The sequence below is a fragment of the Halorubrum rutilum genome (assembly GCF_024494565.1).
In genome coordinates, this window is the sequence record NZ_JANHDN010000008.1 from 118,825 (window position 1) to 139,034 (window position 20,210).

The following is a 20,210-nucleotide window of genomic DNA, read 5'->3' on the forward strand; positions in this document are numbered from 1 at the left end:
CGTACGCCCGTCGTCGTGAGCCGCGCGCGGCGGCGCCGGTTGGCAAGTCTTATGCCGCTGGCCCATATAGCGATCTGTAGTATCTCGTGATAGCTTCTCTCAATAACCACCACCCATGGTAGACGTAAGCCAACACGAACTCGTTCCGGACCACGTCCTCCTCGACGACGACGAGGTCGACGAGGTCCTGGCCGAGTACGACGTGAAGCGGACGAACCTACCGAAGATCAAACGCACGGATCCCGCGCTCCCCGACGAGGCCGAGGTCGGCGACGTGGTGAAGATCGTTCGAAACTCTCGCACGACGGAGGAGGCCGTCGTGTACCGACTAGTCGTCTCATGAACAGGCAAGACCGACGCGTGGTCTCACGCGAGTACTTCTCGGACGAACGGCTCGCCGAACACCACTTCCGCTCGTTCAACAACTTCCTGGACCGCGGCATGCAGGAGGTCGTCGACGAGAAGGAGACGATCGAGACCGACATCGGCGACAAGGAGGGCCAAGAGCCCGTCTACGTCGAACTCGGCGACGTGCGGATGGTCACCCCCCGCGTCCGCGAGGCCGACGGCTCCGAGGAGCTGCTGTATCCCCAAGAGGCGCGGCTCCGGAACATCACCTACTCGGCGCCCGTCTTCATGGAGATGTCAATCGTGCGCGGCGGCGAGGACGAGCCCGAGCAGGTCGTCGACACGACCGAGACGAAGGTCGGTCGGATGCCGATCATGGTCGGCTCGGACAAGTGCAACATGGCCGGCTTCTCCGACGAGGAACTCATCGACATCGGCGAGGACCCCGTCGACCCCGGCGGCTACTTCATCGTCAACGGCTCCGAGCGCGTGCTGATGACCTCGGAGGACCTGGCGCCGAACAAGATCCTCGCGGAGTACGACTCGAAGTACGGCGACGAGATCCAGGTCGCCAAGACGTTCTCCCAGCGCCGCGGCTACCGCGCGCTGGTCCTCTGTGAGCGCAACCGCGAGGGGCTCCTCGAAGTGTCGTTCCCGTCCGTCTCGGGCTCGATCGACTTCGTGACCCTCGTCCGCGCGCTCGGGCTGGAGTCGGACGAGGAGATCGTCCACCGCGTCTCGGACGACCCCGAGATCGTGAAGTTCATGCTGGAGAATCTGGAGGAGGCCGACGTGCAGACGACCGAGGAGGCCATCGAGACCCTCGGCGAGCGCGTCGCCTCCGGCCAGGGGAAGAACTACCAGCTCAAGCGGGCGAACTACGTCATCGACCGCTACCTCCTCCCGCACCTCCACGAGGAGGGCGTCGAGGAGGAGGACGTGCGGATCAACAAGGCGTACTACCTCTGCCGGATGGCCGAGGCGTGCTTCGAGCTCGCCTTGGACCGCCGCGAGTCCGACGACAAGGACCACTACGCCAACAAGCGCCTGAAGGTCTCCGGCGACCTGATGCGCGACCTGTTCCGGACCGCCCTGAACAAGCTGGCGCGCGACGTGAAGTACCAGCTGGAGCGCGCGAACATGCGGAACCGGCAGCTCACCGTCAACACGGTCGTCCGCTCGGACGTGCTGACCGAGCGGCTCGAACACCCGATCGCGACGGGCAACTGGGTGGGCGGCCGCTCGGGCGTCTCCCAGCTCGTCGACCGGACGGACTACATGGGCGTGCTCTCGCACCTGCGGCGCCTGCGCTCGCCGCTGTCGCGGTCGCAGCCGCACTTCGAGGCGCGGGACCTCCACGCGACCCAGTGGGGTCGCATCTGTCCCTCCGAGACGCCGGAGGGGCCGAACTGCGGGCTCGTGAAGAACTTCGCGCAGTCGATGGAGCTGTCGCAGACGGTCGAGGACGAACAGGGGCTGAAACGAGAACTGGCGTCGATGGGTGTCGAGGGGATCCCCGGCATCGAGGGCGTCGAACGACAGACGGCGGACGACTGATCATGGCACAGGCAGAACGCGAAGCGAAGGTGTACGTCAACGGGAGCCTCGTCGGGACCCATCCGGACCCCGAGGCGCTCGCCGAACAGATCCGCGAGGCGCGCCGCCGGGGCGACGTCTCGGACATGGTGAACGTCTCGGTCAAAGACCGGACCCAAGAAGTGATCGTCAACGCGGACGCGGGGCGCGCCCGCCGGCCGCTGATCGTCGTCGAGAACGGCGAGCCCCTGCTGGGCGACGAGGAGGTCGAGGCGCTCGAACGCGGCGACATCGAGTTCGAGGACCTCATCGACCGCGGCTACGTCGAGTTCATCGACGCCGAGGAGGAGGAGGACATCCTCGTCGCCGTCGACGAGGAGGACGTGACCGAGGACCACACGCACCTCGAGATCGACCCGCAGCTCGTGTTCGGTATCGGCGCGGGGATGATCCCGTACCCCGAGCACAACGCGAGCCCCCGGATCACGATGGGCGCGGGGATGATGAAGCAGTCGCTCGGACTCCCCTCGGCCAACTACCGGATCCGGCCGGACACGCGTCAGCACCTGCTGCACTACCCGCAGCTGGCGATGGTGAAGACGCAGACCTCCGACCAGATCAGCTTCGACAAGCGGCCGGCGGCGCAGAACTTCGTCGTCGCCGTGATGTCCTACGAGGGGTTCAACATCGAGGACGCGCTGGTGATGAACCAGGGCTCCGTCGACCGCGCGCTCACCCGCTCGCACTTCTTCCGGACGTACGAGGGCGAGGAGCGCCGGTACCCCGGCGGCCAGGAGGACCGCTTCGAGATCCCCGAACAGGACGTGCGCGGCGCGCGCGGTGAAGACGCGTACACGCACCTCGACGAGGACGGCCTCGTCAACCCCGAGACGAAGGTGGACGAGTCCTCGGTCCTGCTCGGCAAGACCAGTCCGCCGCGCTTCCTCGAAGAGCCCGACGACATGGGCGGGCTCTCCCCGCAGAAGCGCCGCGAGACCTCGGTGACGATGCGCTCGGGCGAGTCGGGCGTCGTCGACACGGTGACGCTGATGGAGGGCGAGGACGGCTCCAAGCTCTCGAAGGTGAAGGTGCGCGACCAGCGCGTCCCCGAGCTGGGCGACAAGTTCGCGTCCCGACACGGCCAGAAGGGCGTCGTCGGCCACCTCGCCCCGCAGGAGGACATGCCGTTTACCGAGGAGGGGGTCGTCCCCGACCTCGTGATGAACCCGCACGCGCTCCCGTCCCGGATGACGGTCGGCCACGTGCTGGAGATGCTCGGCGGCAAGGTCGGCTCGCTGCGCGGCTCCCGGGTCGACGGGACGCCGTTCCAGGGCGAGGACGAGGAGGAGCTCCGCGAGGGGCTCGAAGAGCACGGGTTCAAGTCCTCCGGCAAGGAGGTCATGTACTCCGGCGTCACCGGCGAGAAGATCGACGCCGAGATCTTCGTCGGGACGATCTTCTACCACAAGCTGTACCACATGGTGTCGAACAAGCTCCACGCCCGCTCGCGCGGGCCGGTCCAGGTGCTCACGCGCCAGCCGACCGAGGGGCGCGCCCGCGAGGGCGGCCTGCGCGTCGGGGAGATGGAGCGCGACACGATCATCGGCCACGGCGCGTCGATGGTGCTCAACGAGCGGCTGCTGGAGTCCTCGGACGCCGAGACGGTCCACGTCTCCGCGGAGACCGGGCTCGTTGCCGTCGAGGACCGCGAGCAGCGCCGCGTGTACGACCCGGTGACGGGCGACGAGGACGACATCCACGAGCTGGAGGTCAGCTACGCGTTCAAGCTGCTGCTCGACGAGATGATCGCCCTGGGAATCCGACCGAAACTCGAACTGGAGGACGCGATTTAGATGTCAATGCAAACACCGAAAGTGCTCGGCGGGATCGACTTCGGCCTCATGGACCCGGAGACGTACCGGGACATGTCGGCGACGAAGGTGATCACGGCCGACACGTACGACGACGACGGCTACCCGATCGATATGGGGCTGATGGACCCGCGGCTGGGCGTCATCGACCCCGGGCTTGAGTGTCGGACCTGCGGCTCGCACTCCGGCTCCTGTAACGGCCACTTCGGCCACATCGAGCTGGCCGCGCCGGTCATCCACGTGGGCTTCACCAAGCTCATCCGGCGGCTGCTGCGCTCGACGTGCCGCGAGTGCGGCCGGCTCGCCCTGGACGACGCGCAGCGCGACGAGTTCCGCGACCGATACGAGCGCGCGAAGGAGCTCGGCGACGACGAGCACGACGTGCTGAAGGCCGCCGTCCGGCAGGCCCGGAAGGCGTCGACCTGCCCGTTCTGCGGCGAGCCGCAGGCGGACATCAAACACGAGAAGCCGACCACCTACTACGAGGTCCAGGACGTGCTCTCGGGCGACTACTCCGAGCGCATCGCGGCCGCGATGCAGCCCGACGAGGAGGCGGACGATCCGGGCACGTCGCCCCAGGAGCTCGCCGAGAAGACCGACATCGCCCTCGACCGGGTCAACGAGATCATGGCCGGCGAGTTCCGCCCGCGCAAGGAGGACCGCCGCGCCATCGAGACGGCGCTCGACGTCGACCTCACGGAGGAGGACATGAACAAGCTGATGCCCTCGGACATCCGCGACTGGTTCGAGGACATCCCGGACGAGGACCTGGAGGTCCTCGGCATCGACGCGGAGGACTCCCGACCGGAGTGGATGATCCTGACGGTCCTCCCCGTTCCGCCGGTCACCACCCGCCCGTCGATCACGCTCGACAACGGCCAGCGCTCCGAGGACGACCTCACGCACAAGCTGGTCGACATCATCCGGATCAACCAGCGGTTCATGGAGAACCGCGAGGCGGGCGCCCCGCAGCTGATCATCGAGGACCTCTGGGAGCTGCTCCAGTACCACGTCACCACGTTCGTCGACAACGAGATCAGCGGGACGCCGCCGGCGCGCCACCGCTCCGGCCGCCCCCTCAAGACCCTCAGCCAGCGGCTGAAGGGCAAGGAGGGTCGCTTCCGCGGCTCGCTGTCCGGGAAGCGGGTGAACTTCTCCGCCCGGACCGTCATCTCGCCCGACCCGACGCTCTCGCTGAACGAGGTCGGCGTGCCGGACCGCGTCGCCAAGGAGATGACCCAGACGCTCAACGTCACCGAGCGCAACGTCGAGGAGGCGCGGCAGTACGTCCGGAACGGCCCCGAAGCCCACCCCGGCGCCAACTACGTGCGCCGCCCCGACGGTCGCCGGCTGAAGGTGACCGAGAAGAACTGCGAGGAGCTGGCCGAGAAGGTCGAGGCCGAGTGGGAGGTGAACCGCCACCTCGTCGACGGCGACATCGTGATCTTCAACCGGCAGCCCTCGCTCCACCGGATGTCCATCATGGCCCACGAGGTCGTGGTGATGCCGTACAAGACGTTCCGGCTCAACACCGTCGTCTGTCCGCCGTACAACGCCGACTTCGACGGCGACGAGATGAACATGCACGCGCTCCAGAACGAGGAGGCCCGCGCCGAGGCGCGCGTCCTCATGCGCGTCCAGGAGCAGATCCTCTCGCCGCGGTTCGGCGGGAACATCATCGGCGCGATCCAGGACCACATCTCCGGCACCTACCTGCTCACGCACTCGAACCCCGAGTTCACCGAGACGCAGGCGCTCGACCTGCTCCGGGCGACCCGGGTGGACGAGCTGCCCGAGCCCGACGGGGTCGACGACGACGGCCGCGACTACTGGACCGGCCGGACGCTGTTCTCCGAGCTGCTGCCCGACGACCTCACGCTGCACTTCTCGTCGTCGACCGGCGACGACGTCGTCATCGAGAACGGCCAGCTGGTCGAGGGGACGATCGACGAGGACGCCGTCGGGGCGTTCGGCGGCGAGGTCGTCGACACCCTCACCAAGGAGTACGGCGAGACGCGCTCGCGCGTGTTCATCAACGAGATCGCGGCGCTGGCGATGCGCGCGATCATGCACTTCGGCTTCTCGATCGGGATCGACGACGAGTCGATCCCGCCGGAGGCCGAAGAGCAGGTCGACGACGCCATCGAGAGCGCCTACGACCGCGTCCAGGAGCTCATCTCGACGTACGAGGCCGGCGAGCTGGAATCGCTGCCGGGCCGCGGCGTCGACGAGACGCTGGAGATGAAGATCATGCAGACGCTCGGGAAGGCCCGCGACTCGGCCGGGGAGATCGCCGACCAGCACTTCGGCGACGACAACCCGGCGGTCGTGATGGCCCGCTCTGGCGCGCGTGGCTCGATGCTGAACCTCACGCAGATGGCCGGCTCCGTCGGCCAGCAGGCGGTCCGCGGCGAGCGGATCAACCGCGGCTACGAGGACCGGACGCTCTCGCACTACAAGGAGAACGACCTCTCCGCGGAGGCGCACGGCTTCGTGGAGAACTCCTACCGCGGCGGACTCACGCCCGAGGAGTTCTTCTTCCACGCGATGGGCGGCCGCGAGGGGCTCGTCGACACGGCGGTCCGGACCTCGAAGTCCGGCTACCTCCAGCGCCGCCTCATCAACGCGCTCTCCGAGCTGGAGGCGCAGTACGACGGCACGGTCCGGGACACCTCGGGTCGGATCGTCCAGTTCGAGTTCGGCGAGGACGGCACCTCGCCGGTGAAGGTCTCGTCCGGGGAGGGCGACGGGATCGACGTCGACGACATCGTCGACCGCGTCGTCGACTCGGAGTTCGAGTCCGACGACGAGAAGGAGCGGTTCCTCGGCGAGCGCACGCCGCCGACGAACCTCTCGGAGCACTCCGGACCGGGGCTGAACAAGGCCGCGGGGGTGGAGTCGGATGACTGAGTACGACCACGTCACCGACGACATGGAGGCGGTCGTGGAGGCGACCGAACTCCCCGCCCGCCTCAAGGAGGAGGTGTACGAGGCGCTCGAACGGAAGGCCGAGGAGACCGGTGAGATCACGGTCGAGCAGGCCACCGAGGTCGCGACGGGCGTCGAGAATCGATACGTCGAGACGCGGGTGGACCCCTTGGACCCCGTGGGGACCGTTTCTGCACAATCGATCGGTGAGCCCGGTACGCAGATGACAATGAACACCTTCCATTACGCCGGGGTTGCGGAAATTGACGTCACCCAGGGGCTCCCCAGGCTCATCGAGCTGGTGGACGCCCGGAAGACGCCGGACACGCCGATGATGACCGTCCACCTGGAGGGCGAGTACGCGACGGACCGCGAGAAGGCCCACGAGGTCGTCTGGTCCATCGAGGCGACGCGCATCCTCGCGCTCGGCGACGTGTCGACGAACGTCGCCGACATGCTGGTGCGGATCGACCTGAACGACGACACCCTCCTCGAACGGTGGCCGACCCACTCGGACCCCTCGGAAGTGGCCGGTATCATCGCCGAGACCATCGAGGACTCGCTGGGCGTCGACGCCCGGCAGTCGGGGACCGTCGTCGAGTTCGGCCCGAGCGAGCCGAGCTACCGCGAGCTGCTCCAGCTCGTCGAGCGGCTCCGCGACATCGTCTTCAAGGGGATCGAGGAGATCGAGCGCGTCGTCATCCGGAAGGAGGAGATCGACGGCGAGGAGGAGTTCGTCCTCTACACCGAGGGGTCGGCGTTCGGCGACACCCTCGACATCGAGGGCGTCGACGCCTCGCGGACGACGTGTAACAACATCCACGAGATCTACCGCAACCTCGGGGTCGAGGCGGCCCGCGAGACGATCATCGACGAGACGAAGAACACGCTCGAAGAGCAGGGGCTCGACGACGTGAACGTCCGCCACCTCATGCTGGTGGCCGACATCATGACGAACAACGGCGAGATCGACTCGATCGGTCGCCACGGTATCTCCGGGAACAAGGACTCCGTGCTCGCGCGCGCGGCGTTCGAGGTGACCGTCAACCACCTGCTCGACGCCGCGATCCACGGCGAGTACGACGAGCTCGACGGCGTCATCGAGAACGTCATCGCCGGGAAGCCGATCTCGCTCGGCACCGGCGACGTCGACCTCCGGATGGGGTCGCGGGTCGTGGGCGACGACTGATGCACGTCGAGCTCTCCGACGAGGCGCGGCGCTACATCGGTCGCTTCGACGAGCTGACTGGGGTCGCGCCGAAGGACTGCCTCGTGGAGGGCGACCGGCTCGTGTTCCTCGTCCCGGCCGGCGAGATGGCCGCCGCGATCGGGCAGGCCGGCGAGACCGTCGAGGAGGCGGAGCGGCGGCTCGGGAAGTCCGTCGAGCTGGTCGAGGACGCGGACACGCCGGAGGCGTTCGTCGCGAGCGCGCTCGCGCCCGCGGCGGTCAACGCCGTGACGATCTCCGAGCAGAACGACCGGGTGGCGTACGTCGAGGTGCCGGAGCCGGACCGCGGCGTCGCCATCGGCGCCGACGGCGCCAACATCGAGACCGCACGGATCCTGGCGAAGCGGCACCACGACATCGACGACGTACAGCTGACCTGAGCGTCGGCGACGAACGACGGACGCTCGCCACCGTTGAGCCGATAAGCCGTCGCGAGCGCCCGTCGTTTCGGCACCCTGATTTCGCAAAACTCCCTCAGATCGTTCGAGCGGTGCCTCTCGGCCGTTCTGAGGGCGTTTCTCCGCGTCGAAAGACGACGCTTAAGTAGCTCCGTTGGGAAGTGGGAGTACGATGGCGAACGGCAAATACGCGGCCCGTAAGCTCAAACAGGACCGGCAGAAGCGCCGCTGGTCCGACTCCGAGTACGCTCGGCGAGAGCGCGGGCTCAAGAAGAAGTCCGACCCCCTCGAGGGCGCCCCGCAGGCCCGCGGGATCGTCTTGGAGAAGGTCGGGATCGAAGCAAAGCAGCCGAACTCGGCGATCCGAAAGTGCGTCCGCGTCCAGCTCATCAAGAACGGGAAGCAGGTCACCGCGTTCTGTCCCGGTGACGGCGCCATCTCGTTCATCGACGAGCACGACGAGGTCACGATCGCCGGGATCGGCGGGGCCAAGGGTCGCGCGATGGGCGACCTCTCCGGCGTCAACTACAAGGTCGAGAAGGTCAACGGCGTCTCCATGATCGAACTCGTTCGCGGCAACGCGGAGAAGCCCGTCAGATGAGCGGCGAGGAGACCGAGGCGCCGTCCGACGGGGACGTCGCCGCCGACGAGCCGGAGCCGGACGCGCCCGCGAGCAGCGAGGCCGCCAACGAGAACGCCAAGCTGTTCGGCGTCTGGGACGTCACCGAGATCGCCTACGAGGACCCCTCGACGAAGCGCTACATGACCGTGACGCCCATCGCGCACACGATGGGCCGTCACGCGTCCAAGCAGTTCAAGAAGAGCGAGATCTCGCTGGTCGAGCGGCTGATCAACCGCCTGATGCAGACCGACGAGAACACGGGGAAGAAACAGCAGGCGACGCGGATCGTCCGCGACGCCTTCGACATCGTCCACGAGCGGACCGAGGAGAACCCGGTCCAGGTCCTCGTCCGGGCGGTCGAGAACGCCGCGCCCCGCGAGGAGACCGTCCGCCTGAAGTACGGCGGCATCTCCGTCCCGAAGGCGGTCGACGTCGCGCCCCAGCGCCGCGTCGACCAGGCGCTGCTGTTCATCTCCGACGGCGTCGCCAACGCGACGTACAAGTCGACGACCTCCGCCGCCGAGGCGCTCGCCAACGAGCTCGTCACGGCCGCGGACTACGACGCCGACCGCTCCTACTCCATCGCGCAGAAGGAGGAGCGCGAGCGCGTCGCCGCCGCGGCCCGCTAACGCCGGTTCGGAGTTCGGACCGACGGGACGCGTTTCGCGGATTTTCCGTTTCGATCCGACGCGGAGAGCGGCGGCGCTATATCGGCACGGGCGCGTGTCGTGACCGGAAAAGTCGCGATCGACAGCGGGAGTGGGTATAGTACGTTGTGAGAGAGATCGTTTATAAGTCAGAACGTGGTGTTGCTGTTGGTGGTTTATACGTGATCGACGCTGCTGCGGAGAAGACCCCCAAAGCCCCAGCCGCGCTCGGCGAACCCCAGCGACGAAAGGACCGCAAGGAGGGAGCGTTAGCGACCGACTGAGGACCGCAGCGAGCTGTGGGAGTCGAGCGCGGCTGCCCCTTTGAATCCCACCCCCCGCAACCGCACGGCAGCCTCACGCCTCCCCAGCCTCGCGGTTCGCGCTCTGTGAGCGCTCACCGCGTCCCTCGCACCGTCGGCTCGCGGCCCTTCGGGCCGCTCGCCGGGGCGCGCCACCGCCACGTCTATTTATAAGTGATCGTCGCCGTCGCTCACGGCTATTTAAATACCGAACCGGCACCGCCGATCTGCAACACTCACTCCCGCCATCGCCCACGGCCGACAGCATCAACGTTGCATCGATCGGATGGCCGCCGCTACGAGGGCGACCACGTCGAAAAATGTGAATTCGGATGTCCGAACCGCGGGTCTTCAAGGGCGCGCTCAGTCGTCGGCCGGCGCCGCGCCGGAGCCGCCGTCCGAGTGCTGCTGTTTGACCCACGAGAGCTTGCCGCCGGCCGCGAGGATGTCGCGCTCGCGCTCGGAGGCGTCGAGGTCGGCGGTGAACTCCCACTCGCCGTTAACGCTCACGGTGAACTCTTCCTGCCCGGAGCGGACGCCCGCGGGCACGTCGTCGACGATCGCGAGGTCGTCGCCCTGCTCGATCTTCTCGTACGTCTCCGCGTCGATCGCGAGCGGGACGATCCCGAAGTTGAAGAGGTTCGCCTTGTGGATGCGGGCGAAGCTCTGCGCGAAGACGGCCTCGATGCCGAGGTACATCGGACAGAGGGCGGCGTGCTCGCGCGAGGAGCCCTGCCCGTAGTTCTCGCCGGCCACGAGGACGCCGCCGTCGGCGTCGAGGGCGCGCTGCGCGAACGTGTCGTCGACGCGAGAGAGCGTGAACTCGGAGAGCTTCTCGATGTTCGAGCGGAACTTCAGGATGTCCGCCGTCGCCGGGATGATGTGGTCGGTGGTGATGTTGTCCTCCATCTTGAGGAGGGCCTCGCCGCCGTCCACGTCGATGTCGTCTTTCAGCGGCACGTCGCCGATGTTCGGCCCCTTGACGAGGCCGTCGTCGATCGCCTCGTCGGGCGAGATGATGTCGGAGTCGTCGCGACCCATCCCGGGGCCGTACTTGTCGCCCATCTCCAGCCCGGGCGCCTCGAGGTCGCCGAGGTCGTCCGCGAGGTCGCGGGGGTCGACGATCTCGCCGGTGATGGCCGCCGCGGTGGCGACCTCGGGCGAGCAGAGGAAGACGGAGTCGTCCTCAATGCCGGAGCGACCCTCGAAGTTGCGGTTGAAGGTGCGCAGGGAGACGGAGTCGGAGGCGGGCACGTGGCCGATACCGATGCACGCGCCGCAGGTCGCCTCGGAGAAGTTGACGCCGGCCGCCATCATCTCCGCGGTCCAGCCCTCGCGGGCCAGCATCTCGGAGGCCTGCTTAGAGCCGGGCGCGACGATCATCTCGGTGCTCTTGGCGACCTCGCGGCCCTCCAGCATCTTCGCGCTGGGGAGGATGTCCTCGTAGGCGCCGTTGGTACAGGAGCCGATGATGACCTGCTCGACGTCGGTGCCCTCGTACTCGCTGACGGGGGCGACGTTGTCGGGCATCGAGGGCGCGGCCACGAGCGGTTCGAGGTCGGAGAGGTCGACCTCGATCGTCTCGGCGTACTCCGCGTCGTCGTCGGGCTGGAGGTCGACGTACTCCTCCTCGCGGTCCTGGCGCGCGAGCCAGTCCTTCGTCTTCTCGTCGGTCGCGAAGATCGAGGAGGTGGCGCCGAGCTCGGTGCCGAGGTTCGTGATCGTCGTCCGCTCGGGGATCGAGAGGTTCTCGGCGCCGGGACCGGTGTACTCGAAGATCTTGCCGACGCCGCCCTTGACGGTCAGCTCGCCGAGGAGGTGGAGCGCGACGTCCTTCGCGGTCGCCCACTCGGGGAGCTCGCCCTCGAGGTGAACGTTGACGACTTCCGGCATCTCGACGTAGTAGGGGCCGCCGCCCATCGCGACGGCGATGTCGAGGCCGCCCGCGCCGATCGCGAGCTGGCCGAGCCCGCCGGGGGTCGGCGTGTGCGAGTCGGAGCCGAGGAGGGTCTTCCCCGGCGCGGCGAAGTTCTCCTTGTGGACCTGGTGGCAGATACCGTTGCCGGGACGAGAGAAGTAGGCGCCGTACGTGCCGGCCGCGGAGCGGAGGAAGCGGTGGTCGTCGGTGTTCTTGAAGTCGAACTGGTACGTCTGGTGGTCGCAGTACTGCGCGGCGAGCTCCGTCTGGACCTCGTCGAGGTCCAGCGCCTCGAACTGGAGCCACACCATCGTCCCCGTGGTGTCCTGCGTCAGCACTTGGTCGATCTCGATGCCGATCTCCTCGCCGGGCGTCAGCTCGCCCTCGACGAGATGGTCATCGAGGATCTTCTCCGTAATCGTTTGTCCCATATCATCCGCACGTGGCCCTCCCGTGGATATAAAACCCGCGAGTTTCCCGAAAGATCGACCGTGTTAGACCCGCCGAACCGGCAGTTCTTGGGGGATTGTCGGCGGGGTACCGCCCCTCGTGTGAGGGGTAGACGTAACGAGAGTATAAGGCTCATAAAGGCCGTTACCGGCCGAATTGACCGGATTCACGACGCGAAGGCGAACGGGCCGCTCGCCCCCCGGCGGCGTGCGACACCGTTTAGGCTCGCCCGCGGGTTCGGTCGAGCATGTTCGACTCGGGAGCGACGGTCGCGGCGGCGCTCGAAGCCGGCGACGCCGACCTCGACGGCGCGCAGCGACAGCCGAACGGCGTCGACCTGACGGTCGGCGAGGTCTTCGAGCAGACGACTCCCGGGCGGATCGGCCGGGACGGCAAGCGCGTCGGCGAGCGCGAGCCGGTACCGACCGAGGACGGCGCGTACCGGCTGGAGCCCGGGACGTACGTGGTCCGGTACGGCGAACCGGTGCGGATCCCGGACGGGCGGATCGGGTTCGTGCTCCCGCGGTCGACGCTGTTGCGGAACTCCTGTACCCTCGACACCGCGGTCTGGGACGCCGGCTACGAGGGCGTCGGCGAGGGGCGCCTCGACGCCGGCCACGCGATCGAGATCGAGCCGGGAGCGCGGATCGCGCAGCTGGTGCTCGCCGAGGCCGACCACGACGGGACGTACGAGGGCGCGTACCAAGAGGAGAACCTCTGAGCGCGTCGCTCGTCGGCGTGAAAGGAACGAACGCCGCGCCCGTGCCGGAAAAAGTGGCGCGGGCGCGGCGTTCAGTAGGTCCCCGCTGACGCTTCGGCCCTCCAAGCGAAGCGTCACGTGATGGAAGCGGTGGAACGCACTTAAGCGTAGCGGGGGCGGCAGCGCTGTCGGATTCAGAGTCGATGAAGTCGGGTCGAGATCAACCGACGCGACCGCGCTACTGCTTCGCCGGGTGGTCCTCGCGGAGCCGGGACTGCCCCGGACCGAGCAGTCGCTCGCGGAGGGTGCCGTCGCCGCGAGGGGCGTCGCCGGCGTCGGCTGGATCGGGAACGAGCCCGCGCTCGCGCAGCTCCGGCACCACGAGGTCGACGAAGTCCGTCAGCGAGTCGGGGCGGACGACCTCCTTCACGTTGAACCCGTGGACGCCGACCTCCTCGTGCCAGTACGCCAGCTCGTCGGCGATCAGTTCGGGGGTTCCGACGACCTTCGGCGAGGTGGTGCCGAGCCCGCAGAACTCCGCGACCTCGCGGACGGTCCACTCGCGGTCCGGCTGCGCCTTCGTGAACGCGTTCATCGTCCCCTGGATCGCGTCCGTCTCGATGTGCTCGACCTTCTGGTCGGGATCGAGCGCCGAGAGGTCCATGTCGAGGAAGCCGGAGAGGAGCGCGAGCGTCGCCTCGACGTCGACGTGACGCTTGTACTCCTCGTACTTCGCCTCCGCGAGCGCCTGGGTCTCGCCGACGACGGGGACGAAGCCGATGAAGAACTTCAGGCTCTCGGGGTCGCGACCGTGGTCCGCGGCGCGCGACTTCACGTCGGTCATGTACTCGCGCACGCCCTCCTCGGTCGGCTGGCTGGCGAAGACGGCCTCGGCGTTCGCGGCCGCGAACTCCCGCCCGCGGTCGGAGGAGCCGGCCTGGTAGACGACGGGGGTCCGCTGCGGCGAGGGCTCGCAGCCGTGGGGGCCGGGCACCGAGAAGTGCTCGCCCTCGTGGTCGATCGCCGACACCTTCTCGGGGTCGGTGTACCGGCCCGCCTCGCGGTCGATCTCGACCGCGTCGTCGTCCCACGACTCCTCCCACAGCTCGTAGCAGACGTCGAGGAACTCGTCGGCGCGGTCGTAGCGCGTCTCCTTGTCCATCCGCTCGTCGAGCCCGAGGTTCTCGGCCGCCGACTGCAGGTAGGAGGTGACGACGTTGATCGCGACCCGGCCGTCGGTGAGGTGGTCGAGCGTGGAGAACTCCCGCGCGAGCTGGTACGGGTGGGTGTACGTCGTCGAGCGCGTCACGGCGAATCCGAGGTCGTCGGTCACCTCCGCCATCGCCGGGACGACGAGCTGCGGGTCGCTCGCGGGCGTCTGGACCGCCTTCTCCACCGCGGTGTGGCGGTCGTCGCCGTAGACGTCGTAGATCCCGCGCACGTCGGCGAAGAACACCGCGTCGAAGCCGCCGCGCTCGGCGGTCCGCGCGACCTCGGTCCAGTACTCCCGGTCGGTGTACTCCGGCGAGCGGTCGCCGGGATAGGTCCACGACCCCGGCGAGACGTGCTCGACGGAGGCCATGGTGAAGAGGTTGAGATGCAGGCGGTCGGACATGGGGCCACGTACGCGGGGGCCGCGTAATACCCCACAGAAAGGGGCGTCACTTGTCGGGGTCGGGGACGCGCCCGGCGGCGACGGGGATTCCGGCGAACGCCTACGGCGACGTCGTCTCCGGCGATGAGACGTACGCGGCGAAGTCGGAGGTCGTGATGATGCCGATCGGCGTGTCGCCGTCGACGACGGGCACGTGGTGGAAGCCGTGTTCGACCATGAGCGCGGCGACCGCGGAGACGGAGTCCTGCGCGCCGGCCGTGATCGGGTCGCGCGTCATGTACCGCTCGACGGTCGTCTCCGCCTTGGGCTGGCTCTTCGCGACGATGTCGACGAAGTCGGTCGTGGTGAGGATGCCGACCAGGGCGCCGTCGTCGTCGACGACCAGCGCCGAGCTGACGTCGTTGTCCAGCAGCACGGCGGCCGCGTCCTCGACCAGCGTGTCGGGCGTTACCGTGTGGAGATCGCTCGTCATCAGGCGCGCGACGAACACGTCGTCGATGTCGTCCATGGCCGAGAATCCGTCGCTCGGGGTATAAGGATTCCCACGCGGCGCGGCGGCGGACCCGGGTCGACGCGGGGGGAGCCTCACAGGAACCGCGAGAGCCCCGACTGCCGGCGCGGGCCGTCGCCGTCGGGGTCGGCCGTCCACGCGGTCCGCTCGTCGCGGAGCCCGTCGCGGTCGACCGCCGGCGGGTCGGCGGGGTCGTACGCCTCACACCCCGCGCCGCAGTCGCGCCCCGGGTCCACCACGCGGTCGAAGCGCTCGCAGTACGGCCGGCCGTCCGCGGTGCCGGCGGCGTGGGCGCACTCCGGCGGGGCGGGGCGCCATCCCTTCCCGTAGGCGCGCTCCGCGATCCGGCGCCGCTTGCGGGCCAGCGCGTCCGGCCCGACGAGGGACACGTCGGTGCGGAGCGACCGCTCCTCGCGGATCTCGACCCCGGGGGCGTCGGGGTCGAGCGGGGAGGGCTCCCGGACCACCTCGCGCTCGCCCGTCTCGGGGTCGAACCGCCAGACGCCGACCGGATCGGGAATCCGGTTGAGGTGCGCGCGGGTGACGTACGAGGCGGTAGCGAGAACCGCCTCGTCGAACAGCCCGAGGGCGGCGTCGTACCGCAGCTGGGCCGCCAGGTCGCCCGGCGTCCCGAGGTCGGGCTTGTTCTCGACCGCGGTCAGCGAGCCGACCCAGTCGTCCGGGTAACGGGCGGTCGCGCGCACGACCGGGCGCCCGTCGCGGCGCTCGCGTTCGAGGTAGCCGACCTCGACCGCGCGCTCGACGACCGCGGCCGCCCGGTCGGGCGGGAGGTCGAACGCCTCGGCGACGGGGACCGCCTCGCCGGGACCGACCGCCGCCTCGATCGCGGGGTCCGGGATCCGCTCGGGCGCGATCGCCGCCCGGCGGTCGAACCCCGGCCCGGGCTCCAGCACGCAGACGTCGACGATCCGGCCGCCGGGGTTCGTGACCCCCGCGCCGAGCTGGCGGGCGACGACCCGGTCGGGCGATTCGAGCGCGGCGCACAGGGCCAGCTCGAACCGGAACTCCATGTGGGCGGGGAGGGGCGCCGACGAGTAAAGCGCGTCGGCGCGGTGGGGCGTCTCGGCGCGAGGGCGCGACGGCGTCGGCGGGGAGAGCGGCGGCGCCGCCGGGGGGAGCGCGACCGCGCCGCCGCGGTCGAAACCGGTATTCCCCGCCGGCGTCAACGCCGACCATGCGCCGGGTCACCCGGAACCTCCTCGTCGCCATCGCCCTGGTCGCCGTCGCCCTGCTCGCGCTGGGCGCCCTCCCGAGCTACCTCGGGAGCGGCGACCCCTACTACCTGACCGCCGAGCCGATCGAGACGGACGAGTCGGCGATAGACGTGAACAACGTCTCCGAGCGTCGGTACCCGTTCCTGACGAGCGCGCTCGCGAGCGACGACGGCCGATCGGACCCGTACCTGGCCGACTCGTACGGGATCAAGGAGTGGTTCACCCACACGCCGTTCGACGAGGTGGACGCGCTGACGCGACAGCTTCCCGAGGCCGCGACCGACGACGGGGTCCGCGTGCGGTACGAGGGCGCCGTGTACCGCGTGGAGGTGGTCCAGCCGTGAGCGACGACGACGGGCGATCGAGCGGCGAGGGCGACGCGGCCCGTCGCGACGACGCCCCGGCCGCCGACCTGCGCGACCTCCCGGCCTTTTCCGACGGGCGCAACCACTCGCTGCCGGGCGAGCCGGAGTGGCCGGTCAGGGAGGTCGCCGTCGAGTACGACCCCGGCTGGTTCGTCGGGGGGTACGACCGCGTCGAGCAGCCGGACGGGTCCGAGAAGAACTACTACTGGGCGGAGCTGCCGCCCGCGACGGTCGTGATCGCGGTCGCCGACGACCGGGTGCTGTTCGTCGAGCAGTACCGGCCGACGGTCCGGAACACCCAGCTGGAGCTGCCCGCCGGGATCGTCGAGCGCGGCGAGTCGTACACCGCGGCGGGGGCGCGAGAGCTCGCCGAGGAGACCGGCTTCGCGCCCTCGTCGACGTCGCTGCTCCAGGAGGTGTGGTGCTCGACGGGCGTGCTCCGGCACAGGCGCGGCTACGTGTTCGCCGAGGGGCTCGACCCGGTCGACGTCGACCACGACAGCAACGAGTTCCTCGTCCCGCGGACGGTCCCGGTCGACGAGGCGCTCTCGGTCGCCCGCGAGCCGCCGACGAACGACGCGACGCTGGAGGGGCTGCTGCTCGCCGAACACGAGGGGGTACTGTAGGCGGGCGACCCCGGCGGCCGGGCCGGCGACGCGAAATCCGACGAACGTCCAGTTCGCCCGGACGAAGCGGAGGTATTAGTCGTCTCGGCCCCTGTCTCCGTTCATGAGCCAGACCTCGGAGCAGTCGGTGTTGCTGTCGGACGACCCGCCCCTCGACCTCCGGCTCTCGGAGTCGGAGCTGGAGGCGACCCGCGAGCGCATCGTCTCGTTCATCGCGGACGTCGTGGACGACGCGGGCGCGGAGGGCGCCGTGCTCGGCCTCTCGGGCGGGATCGACTCGACGCTGACCGCGCACCTCGCCGTGGAGGCGCTCGGCGAGGACGGCCTGCACGGGCTCACGATGCCCTCGGCGGTCAACGACGCGGACGTGATGAGCGACGCCGAGCGCGTCGCCCGCGACCTCGGGATCGAATACGACGTGATCGAGATCCAGCCGATCGCGGAGTCGTTCTTCGACGCCGTCCCCGAGGCCGCCGAGGACCGGACGGCCGCGGGCAACGTCTACGTCCGGACCCGCGCCGTGCTGAACTACTTCGTCGCCAACGCGGAGAATCGGGTCGTCCTCGGGACAGGGAACCGCGCCGAGGCGATGACCGGCTACTACACGAAGTACGGCGACCAGGCGGTCGACTGCAACCCGATCGGCAACCTCTACAAACAGCAGGTGCGCCAGCTGGCCGCGCACGTCGGCGTCCCGCGGGACCTCGTGATGCAGGAGCCGACCGCGGGGATGTGGGAGGGCCAGACCGACGCCGAGGAGCTGGGCCTCGACTACGACGTCGTCGACGCGATCGTAGCGGTCCACGTCGACGGCGGCCTCTCCCGGGCGGCGACGGTCCGCGAGCTCGACGTGCCCGCGGAGGCGGTCGACCGCGTCGTCGACCTCCACGAGCGCAGCGCCCACAAGCGGTCGATGCCGCCGGCCCCGGAGCCGTAGGAGCGTCAGCGGGGATGAGGAGAGTTTCGAGGACGGAGCCGACCGGTCAGGCGTCGTGCGCGCGCTGTTTCGTGACCTCCGCGATACCGGCGTTGGCCGAGCAGTTCGGGCACGCGTGGATCCGGCCGCGCGCGTCCGAGAACACGCGGGCGAACCGGTCCGAGACGTGCGCGTCGCAGTGTTCACACGTGGGCATGGCAGGGGCTCCCCTCGTGTGAGGTGGCGTCGTGTATCATGGTTCTCGTGCGCGTGAGAGTTGGTCACGAACGCCTAAGTGAGCTTTCCGAACTCCGTCCGAAATTACCCCAAAATCCAGGGGACCCAGAAAACGGTCGCCGCGCGTCGGGACCGAGGCGCACGGCCCCGGTCGCGCTCCCGGTCCACGCCGAACCCGTCAGAACGCCCGCAGCGCTTCGAGCACGTCCAGCGCGGAGCCGTCGTCGATGGCCTCGCGGGCCGCCGTCAGCCCGTCCTCGATCGAGTCGGCGTCCTCGCGGGCGTAGATCCGGAGGGCGGCGTTGACCGCGACCGCGTCGGCGAAGGCGCCGTCGCGCTCGCCGGCCAGGACCGCCTCGGTGATGGCGGCCGACTCCGCGGCCACGTCGTCGACCGCGAGGTCCGCCTCCTCCAAGTCCATCCCGTAGTCGGCGGTCTCGATCTCGAAGTCGTCGAAGGACGCGCCGTCGCTGCCGGCCTCGGCGTCGCCCTCGCCGTCTCCGGCGCCGTCGCTCCCGCCGGCCGCGTCCCACTCGGCGACCTTGGTGTAGCCGGGACGCACGTCGTCGTACCCCTCCATGCCCTGGAACATCAGGACGCGGTCGAGGTCGTGGAACTCGCTCGCGACGAACGTGTCGACCACCTTCTTCGCGAACGCGAGGTGGTAGAAGGAGCCGAGGTGCGTCGAGGCGCCGGCGGGGTTCGCCAGCGTCTCGATCGTGTTGACGAACGTCCGGACGCCCATCATGTCGCGGCGGTCGAACAGGTCGTCGATCGCGGGGTTGAACGCGGGTTGGTAGTAGAAGCCGAAGCCCGTCTCGTCGACCATGTCGGCCGAGTCGGCGGGCGTCAGTTCGGTGCGGACGCCGAGCTCGTCGAGGACGTGCTTGTACGCGTCCTGCTTCTGGGTCGGGACCCGGTCGCCGGAGTGGACGACGACCGGGGTGCCCGCGGCGGCCGCGACCGCGCCCGCCGCGACGCCGAGGATCGCGGACCGTCCCTTCCCGTCGTAGTTGGCACCGCAGTCGACGGGGTCGGCGTCGGGCTCGGCGTACTCGACGCGCTCGCACATCACGTCGACGTACGCGCCGAGCTCCTCGGCCGTGTTCCGCTTCCAGCGGTTCGCGAGCCAGAACGCCCCGAGCGTCGTCGGGTCGGGCTCGCCCGCGAGGATCCGCTTGAACGCCTCGGTCGCCTGCGCGCGCGTCAGGTCGTCGGCCGACTTGTGGCCGGAGCCGCAGACCTCGGTCATCAGCCGCTTGAGGGGCCAGTCGCCGAACTCCTGGGTCGCCTGAGCCATACGCCCCGTTCGGGTCCTCGAACGAAAAGTCCCTCGCTCGGCTCCCGTGCGGTGGGAACGACCCGGGCGGACCGGCGCCGATCGGAACGCGCGCGAGCCGCGGGACCCGTCGACCGGACGCCTCGTGCCGGCTCCGTGCCATTCGTTCGCACACAAAAACAGATCGGTCGCGTAGTTTCTGACGTGTTTAATTCAGTTTTGTCCAGTATTTGTTCTCAGAAGAACTGTGTTAGAGTGCAAAAAGCGTTAGAACTATATGTGCGTCCATCTATTGGAGAATCGTACCCGATGACGTCCAAATCCGTCGCGACCGCGCTCACGCTGTATCGCTCCCGCACCCTGACGCTCGAACAGGCCGCCACCGTCGGCGGCTGCTCGGCGGCGCAGTTGGAGGAGAGCGCCCGGGCGTTCGCGCCCGCCTCGGGCCGGGCCCCCGCGGACGACTGACGGCGGTCGG

At 69.1% G+C, this 20,210-nt stretch carries 19 protein-coding genes; 13 read left to right on the top strand and 6 right to left on the bottom strand.

Annotated elements, in window-relative coordinates; genetic code table 11:
• Positions 1 to 115: 115 nt before the first annotated feature.
• The 8 genes from NO900_RS15510 to NO900_RS15545 all read left to right on the top strand — a co-directional run bounded on the left by NO900_RS15510 (position 116) and on the right by NO900_RS15545 (position 9,560).
• On the top strand, positions 116 to 343 hold the full coding sequence (locus NO900_RS15510) for a DNA-directed RNA polymerase subunit H (protein ID WP_092567274.1): 228 nt from the start codon (positions 116 to 118) through the stop codon (positions 341 to 343).
• Complete coding sequence (locus NO900_RS15515) at positions 340 to 1,905, top strand: DNA-directed RNA polymerase subunit B'' (RefSeq protein WP_256409935.1); 1,566 nt, start codon at positions 340 to 342, stop codon at positions 1,903 to 1,905. The genes NO900_RS15510 and NO900_RS15515 overlap by 4 nt, the downstream gene beginning before the upstream one ends.
• Positions 1,906 to 1,907: 2 nt before the next feature.
• Positions 1,908 to 3,737: a DNA-directed RNA polymerase subunit B gene (gene rpoB, locus NO900_RS15520; protein ID WP_256409936.1), complete on the top strand. Its 1,830-nt coding sequence runs from the start codon at positions 1,908 to 1,910 to the stop codon at positions 3,735 to 3,737.
• 6 nt (positions 3,738 to 3,743) lie between these two features.
• Positions 3,744 to 6,665: a DNA-directed RNA polymerase subunit A' gene (locus tag NO900_RS15525; protein WP_256409937.1), complete on the top strand. Its 2,922-nt coding sequence runs from the start codon at positions 3,744 to 3,746 to the stop codon at positions 6,663 to 6,665.
• Positions 6,658 to 7,872: a DNA-directed RNA polymerase subunit A'' gene (gene rpoA2, locus NO900_RS15530; RefSeq protein WP_256409938.1), complete on the top strand. Its 1,215-nt coding sequence runs from the start codon at positions 6,658 to 6,660 to the stop codon at positions 7,870 to 7,872. Before NO900_RS15525 ends, rpoA2 begins: the two co-directional genes overlap by 8 nt.
• Complete coding sequence (locus NO900_RS15535) at positions 7,872 to 8,291, top strand: NusA-like transcription termination signal-binding factor (RefSeq protein ID WP_256409939.1); 420 nt, start codon at positions 7,872 to 7,874, stop codon at positions 8,289 to 8,291. Before rpoA2 ends, NO900_RS15535 begins: the two co-directional genes overlap by 1 nt.
• A gap of 190 nt (positions 8,292 to 8,481) precedes the next feature.
• Positions 8,482 to 8,910, top strand: coding sequence for a 30S ribosomal protein S12 (locus tag NO900_RS15540; RefSeq protein WP_004048726.1), 429 nt, complete (start codon positions 8,482 to 8,484; stop codon positions 8,908 to 8,910).
• Positions 8,907 to 9,560 carry a 30S ribosomal protein S7 gene (locus tag NO900_RS15545; RefSeq protein WP_256409940.1) on the top strand — a complete coding sequence of 218 codons (654 nt, stop codon included), beginning with the start codon at positions 8,907 to 8,909 and terminating at the stop codon, positions 9,558 to 9,560. The genes NO900_RS15540 and NO900_RS15545 overlap by 4 nt, the downstream gene beginning before the upstream one ends.
• A gap of 683 nt (positions 9,561 to 10,243) precedes the next feature.
• Here NO900_RS15545 and NO900_RS15550 read toward each other — a convergent pair.
• Positions 10,244 to 12,229 carry an aconitate hydratase gene (locus NO900_RS15550; RefSeq protein ID WP_256409941.1) on the bottom strand — a complete coding sequence of 662 codons (1,986 nt, stop codon included), beginning with the start codon at positions 12,227 to 12,229 and terminating at the stop codon, positions 10,244 to 10,246.
• Between the two features lie 266 nt (positions 12,230 to 12,495).
• Between NO900_RS15550 and NO900_RS15555 the strand changes: the two genes are divergently transcribed.
• Positions 12,496 to 12,969, top strand: a complete 474-nt coding sequence (locus tag NO900_RS15555) for a deoxyuridine 5'-triphosphate nucleotidohydrolase (protein ID WP_256409942.1) — start codon at positions 12,496 to 12,498, stop codon at positions 12,967 to 12,969.
• A 217-nt stretch (positions 12,970 to 13,186) separates the two neighbouring features.
• On the opposite strand, the gene NO900_RS15560 is transcribed toward NO900_RS15555, so the two are convergent.
• From NO900_RS15560 to NO900_RS15570, 3 genes are all read right to left on the bottom strand, one after another.
• Complete coding sequence (locus NO900_RS15560; protein WP_256409943.1) at positions 13,187 to 14,563, bottom strand: LLM class flavin-dependent oxidoreductase; 1,377 nt, start codon at positions 14,561 to 14,563, stop codon at positions 13,187 to 13,189.
• A gap of 100 nt (positions 14,564 to 14,663) precedes the next feature.
• Positions 14,664 to 15,071, bottom strand: coding sequence for a CBS domain-containing protein (locus tag NO900_RS15565; RefSeq protein WP_256409944.1), 408 nt, complete (start codon positions 15,069 to 15,071; stop codon positions 14,664 to 14,666).
• Between the two features lie 77 nt (positions 15,072 to 15,148).
• A complete protein-coding gene (locus NO900_RS15570) occupies positions 15,149 to 16,105 on the bottom strand; it encodes a DUF5787 family protein (protein ID WP_256409945.1) in 957 nt (318 codons plus the stop codon).
• Positions 16,106 to 16,269: 164 nt separating this feature from the next.
• Here NO900_RS15570 and NO900_RS15575 point away from each other — a divergent pair, with 164 nt between their 5' ends.
• The 3 genes from NO900_RS15575 to NO900_RS15585 all read left to right on the top strand — a co-directional run bounded on the left by NO900_RS15575 (position 16,270) and on the right by NO900_RS15585 (position 18,237).
• Positions 16,270 to 16,653 (top strand): hypothetical protein, encoded by a 384-nt coding sequence (locus NO900_RS15575; protein ID WP_256409946.1) that lies wholly within the window; start codon positions 16,270 to 16,272, stop codon positions 16,651 to 16,653.
• Positions 16,650 to 17,300, top strand: coding sequence for an NUDIX hydrolase (locus NO900_RS15580; RefSeq protein ID WP_379792147.1), 651 nt, complete (start codon positions 16,650 to 16,652; stop codon positions 17,298 to 17,300). The genes NO900_RS15575 and NO900_RS15580 overlap by 4 nt, the downstream gene beginning before the upstream one ends.
• Before the next feature lie 103 nt (positions 17,301 to 17,403).
• Positions 17,404 to 18,237 carry an NAD+ synthase gene (locus tag NO900_RS15585; RefSeq protein ID WP_256409947.1) on the top strand — a complete coding sequence of 278 codons (834 nt, stop codon included), beginning with the start codon at positions 17,404 to 17,406 and terminating at the stop codon, positions 18,235 to 18,237.
• A 46-nt stretch (positions 18,238 to 18,283) separates the two neighbouring features.
• Here NO900_RS15585 and NO900_RS15590 read toward each other — a convergent pair whose 3' ends face one another.
• Together NO900_RS15590 and NO900_RS15595 are read right to left on the bottom strand one after the other, a co-directional pair.
• Positions 18,284 to 18,433 (bottom strand): DUF7563 family protein, encoded by a 150-nt coding sequence (locus NO900_RS15590; protein WP_170938266.1) that lies wholly within the window; start codon positions 18,431 to 18,433, stop codon positions 18,284 to 18,286.
• Positions 18,434 to 18,631: 198 nt separating this feature from the next.
• The gene (locus tag NO900_RS15595) at positions 18,632 to 19,753 is read right to left on the bottom strand and encodes an anthranilate phosphoribosyltransferase (RefSeq protein ID WP_256409948.1); all 1,122 of its coding nucleotides are present in this window, start codon (positions 19,751 to 19,753) and stop codon (positions 18,632 to 18,634) included.
• Positions 19,754 to 20,041: 288 nt separating this feature from the next.
• Here NO900_RS15595 and NO900_RS15600 point away from each other — a divergent pair, with 288 nt between their 5' ends.
• A complete protein-coding gene (locus NO900_RS15600; protein ID WP_256409949.1) occupies positions 20,042 to 20,200 on the top strand; it encodes a DUF7317 family protein in 159 nt (52 codons plus the stop codon).
• The last annotated feature ends 10 nt before the right edge of the window (positions 20,201 to 20,210 follow it).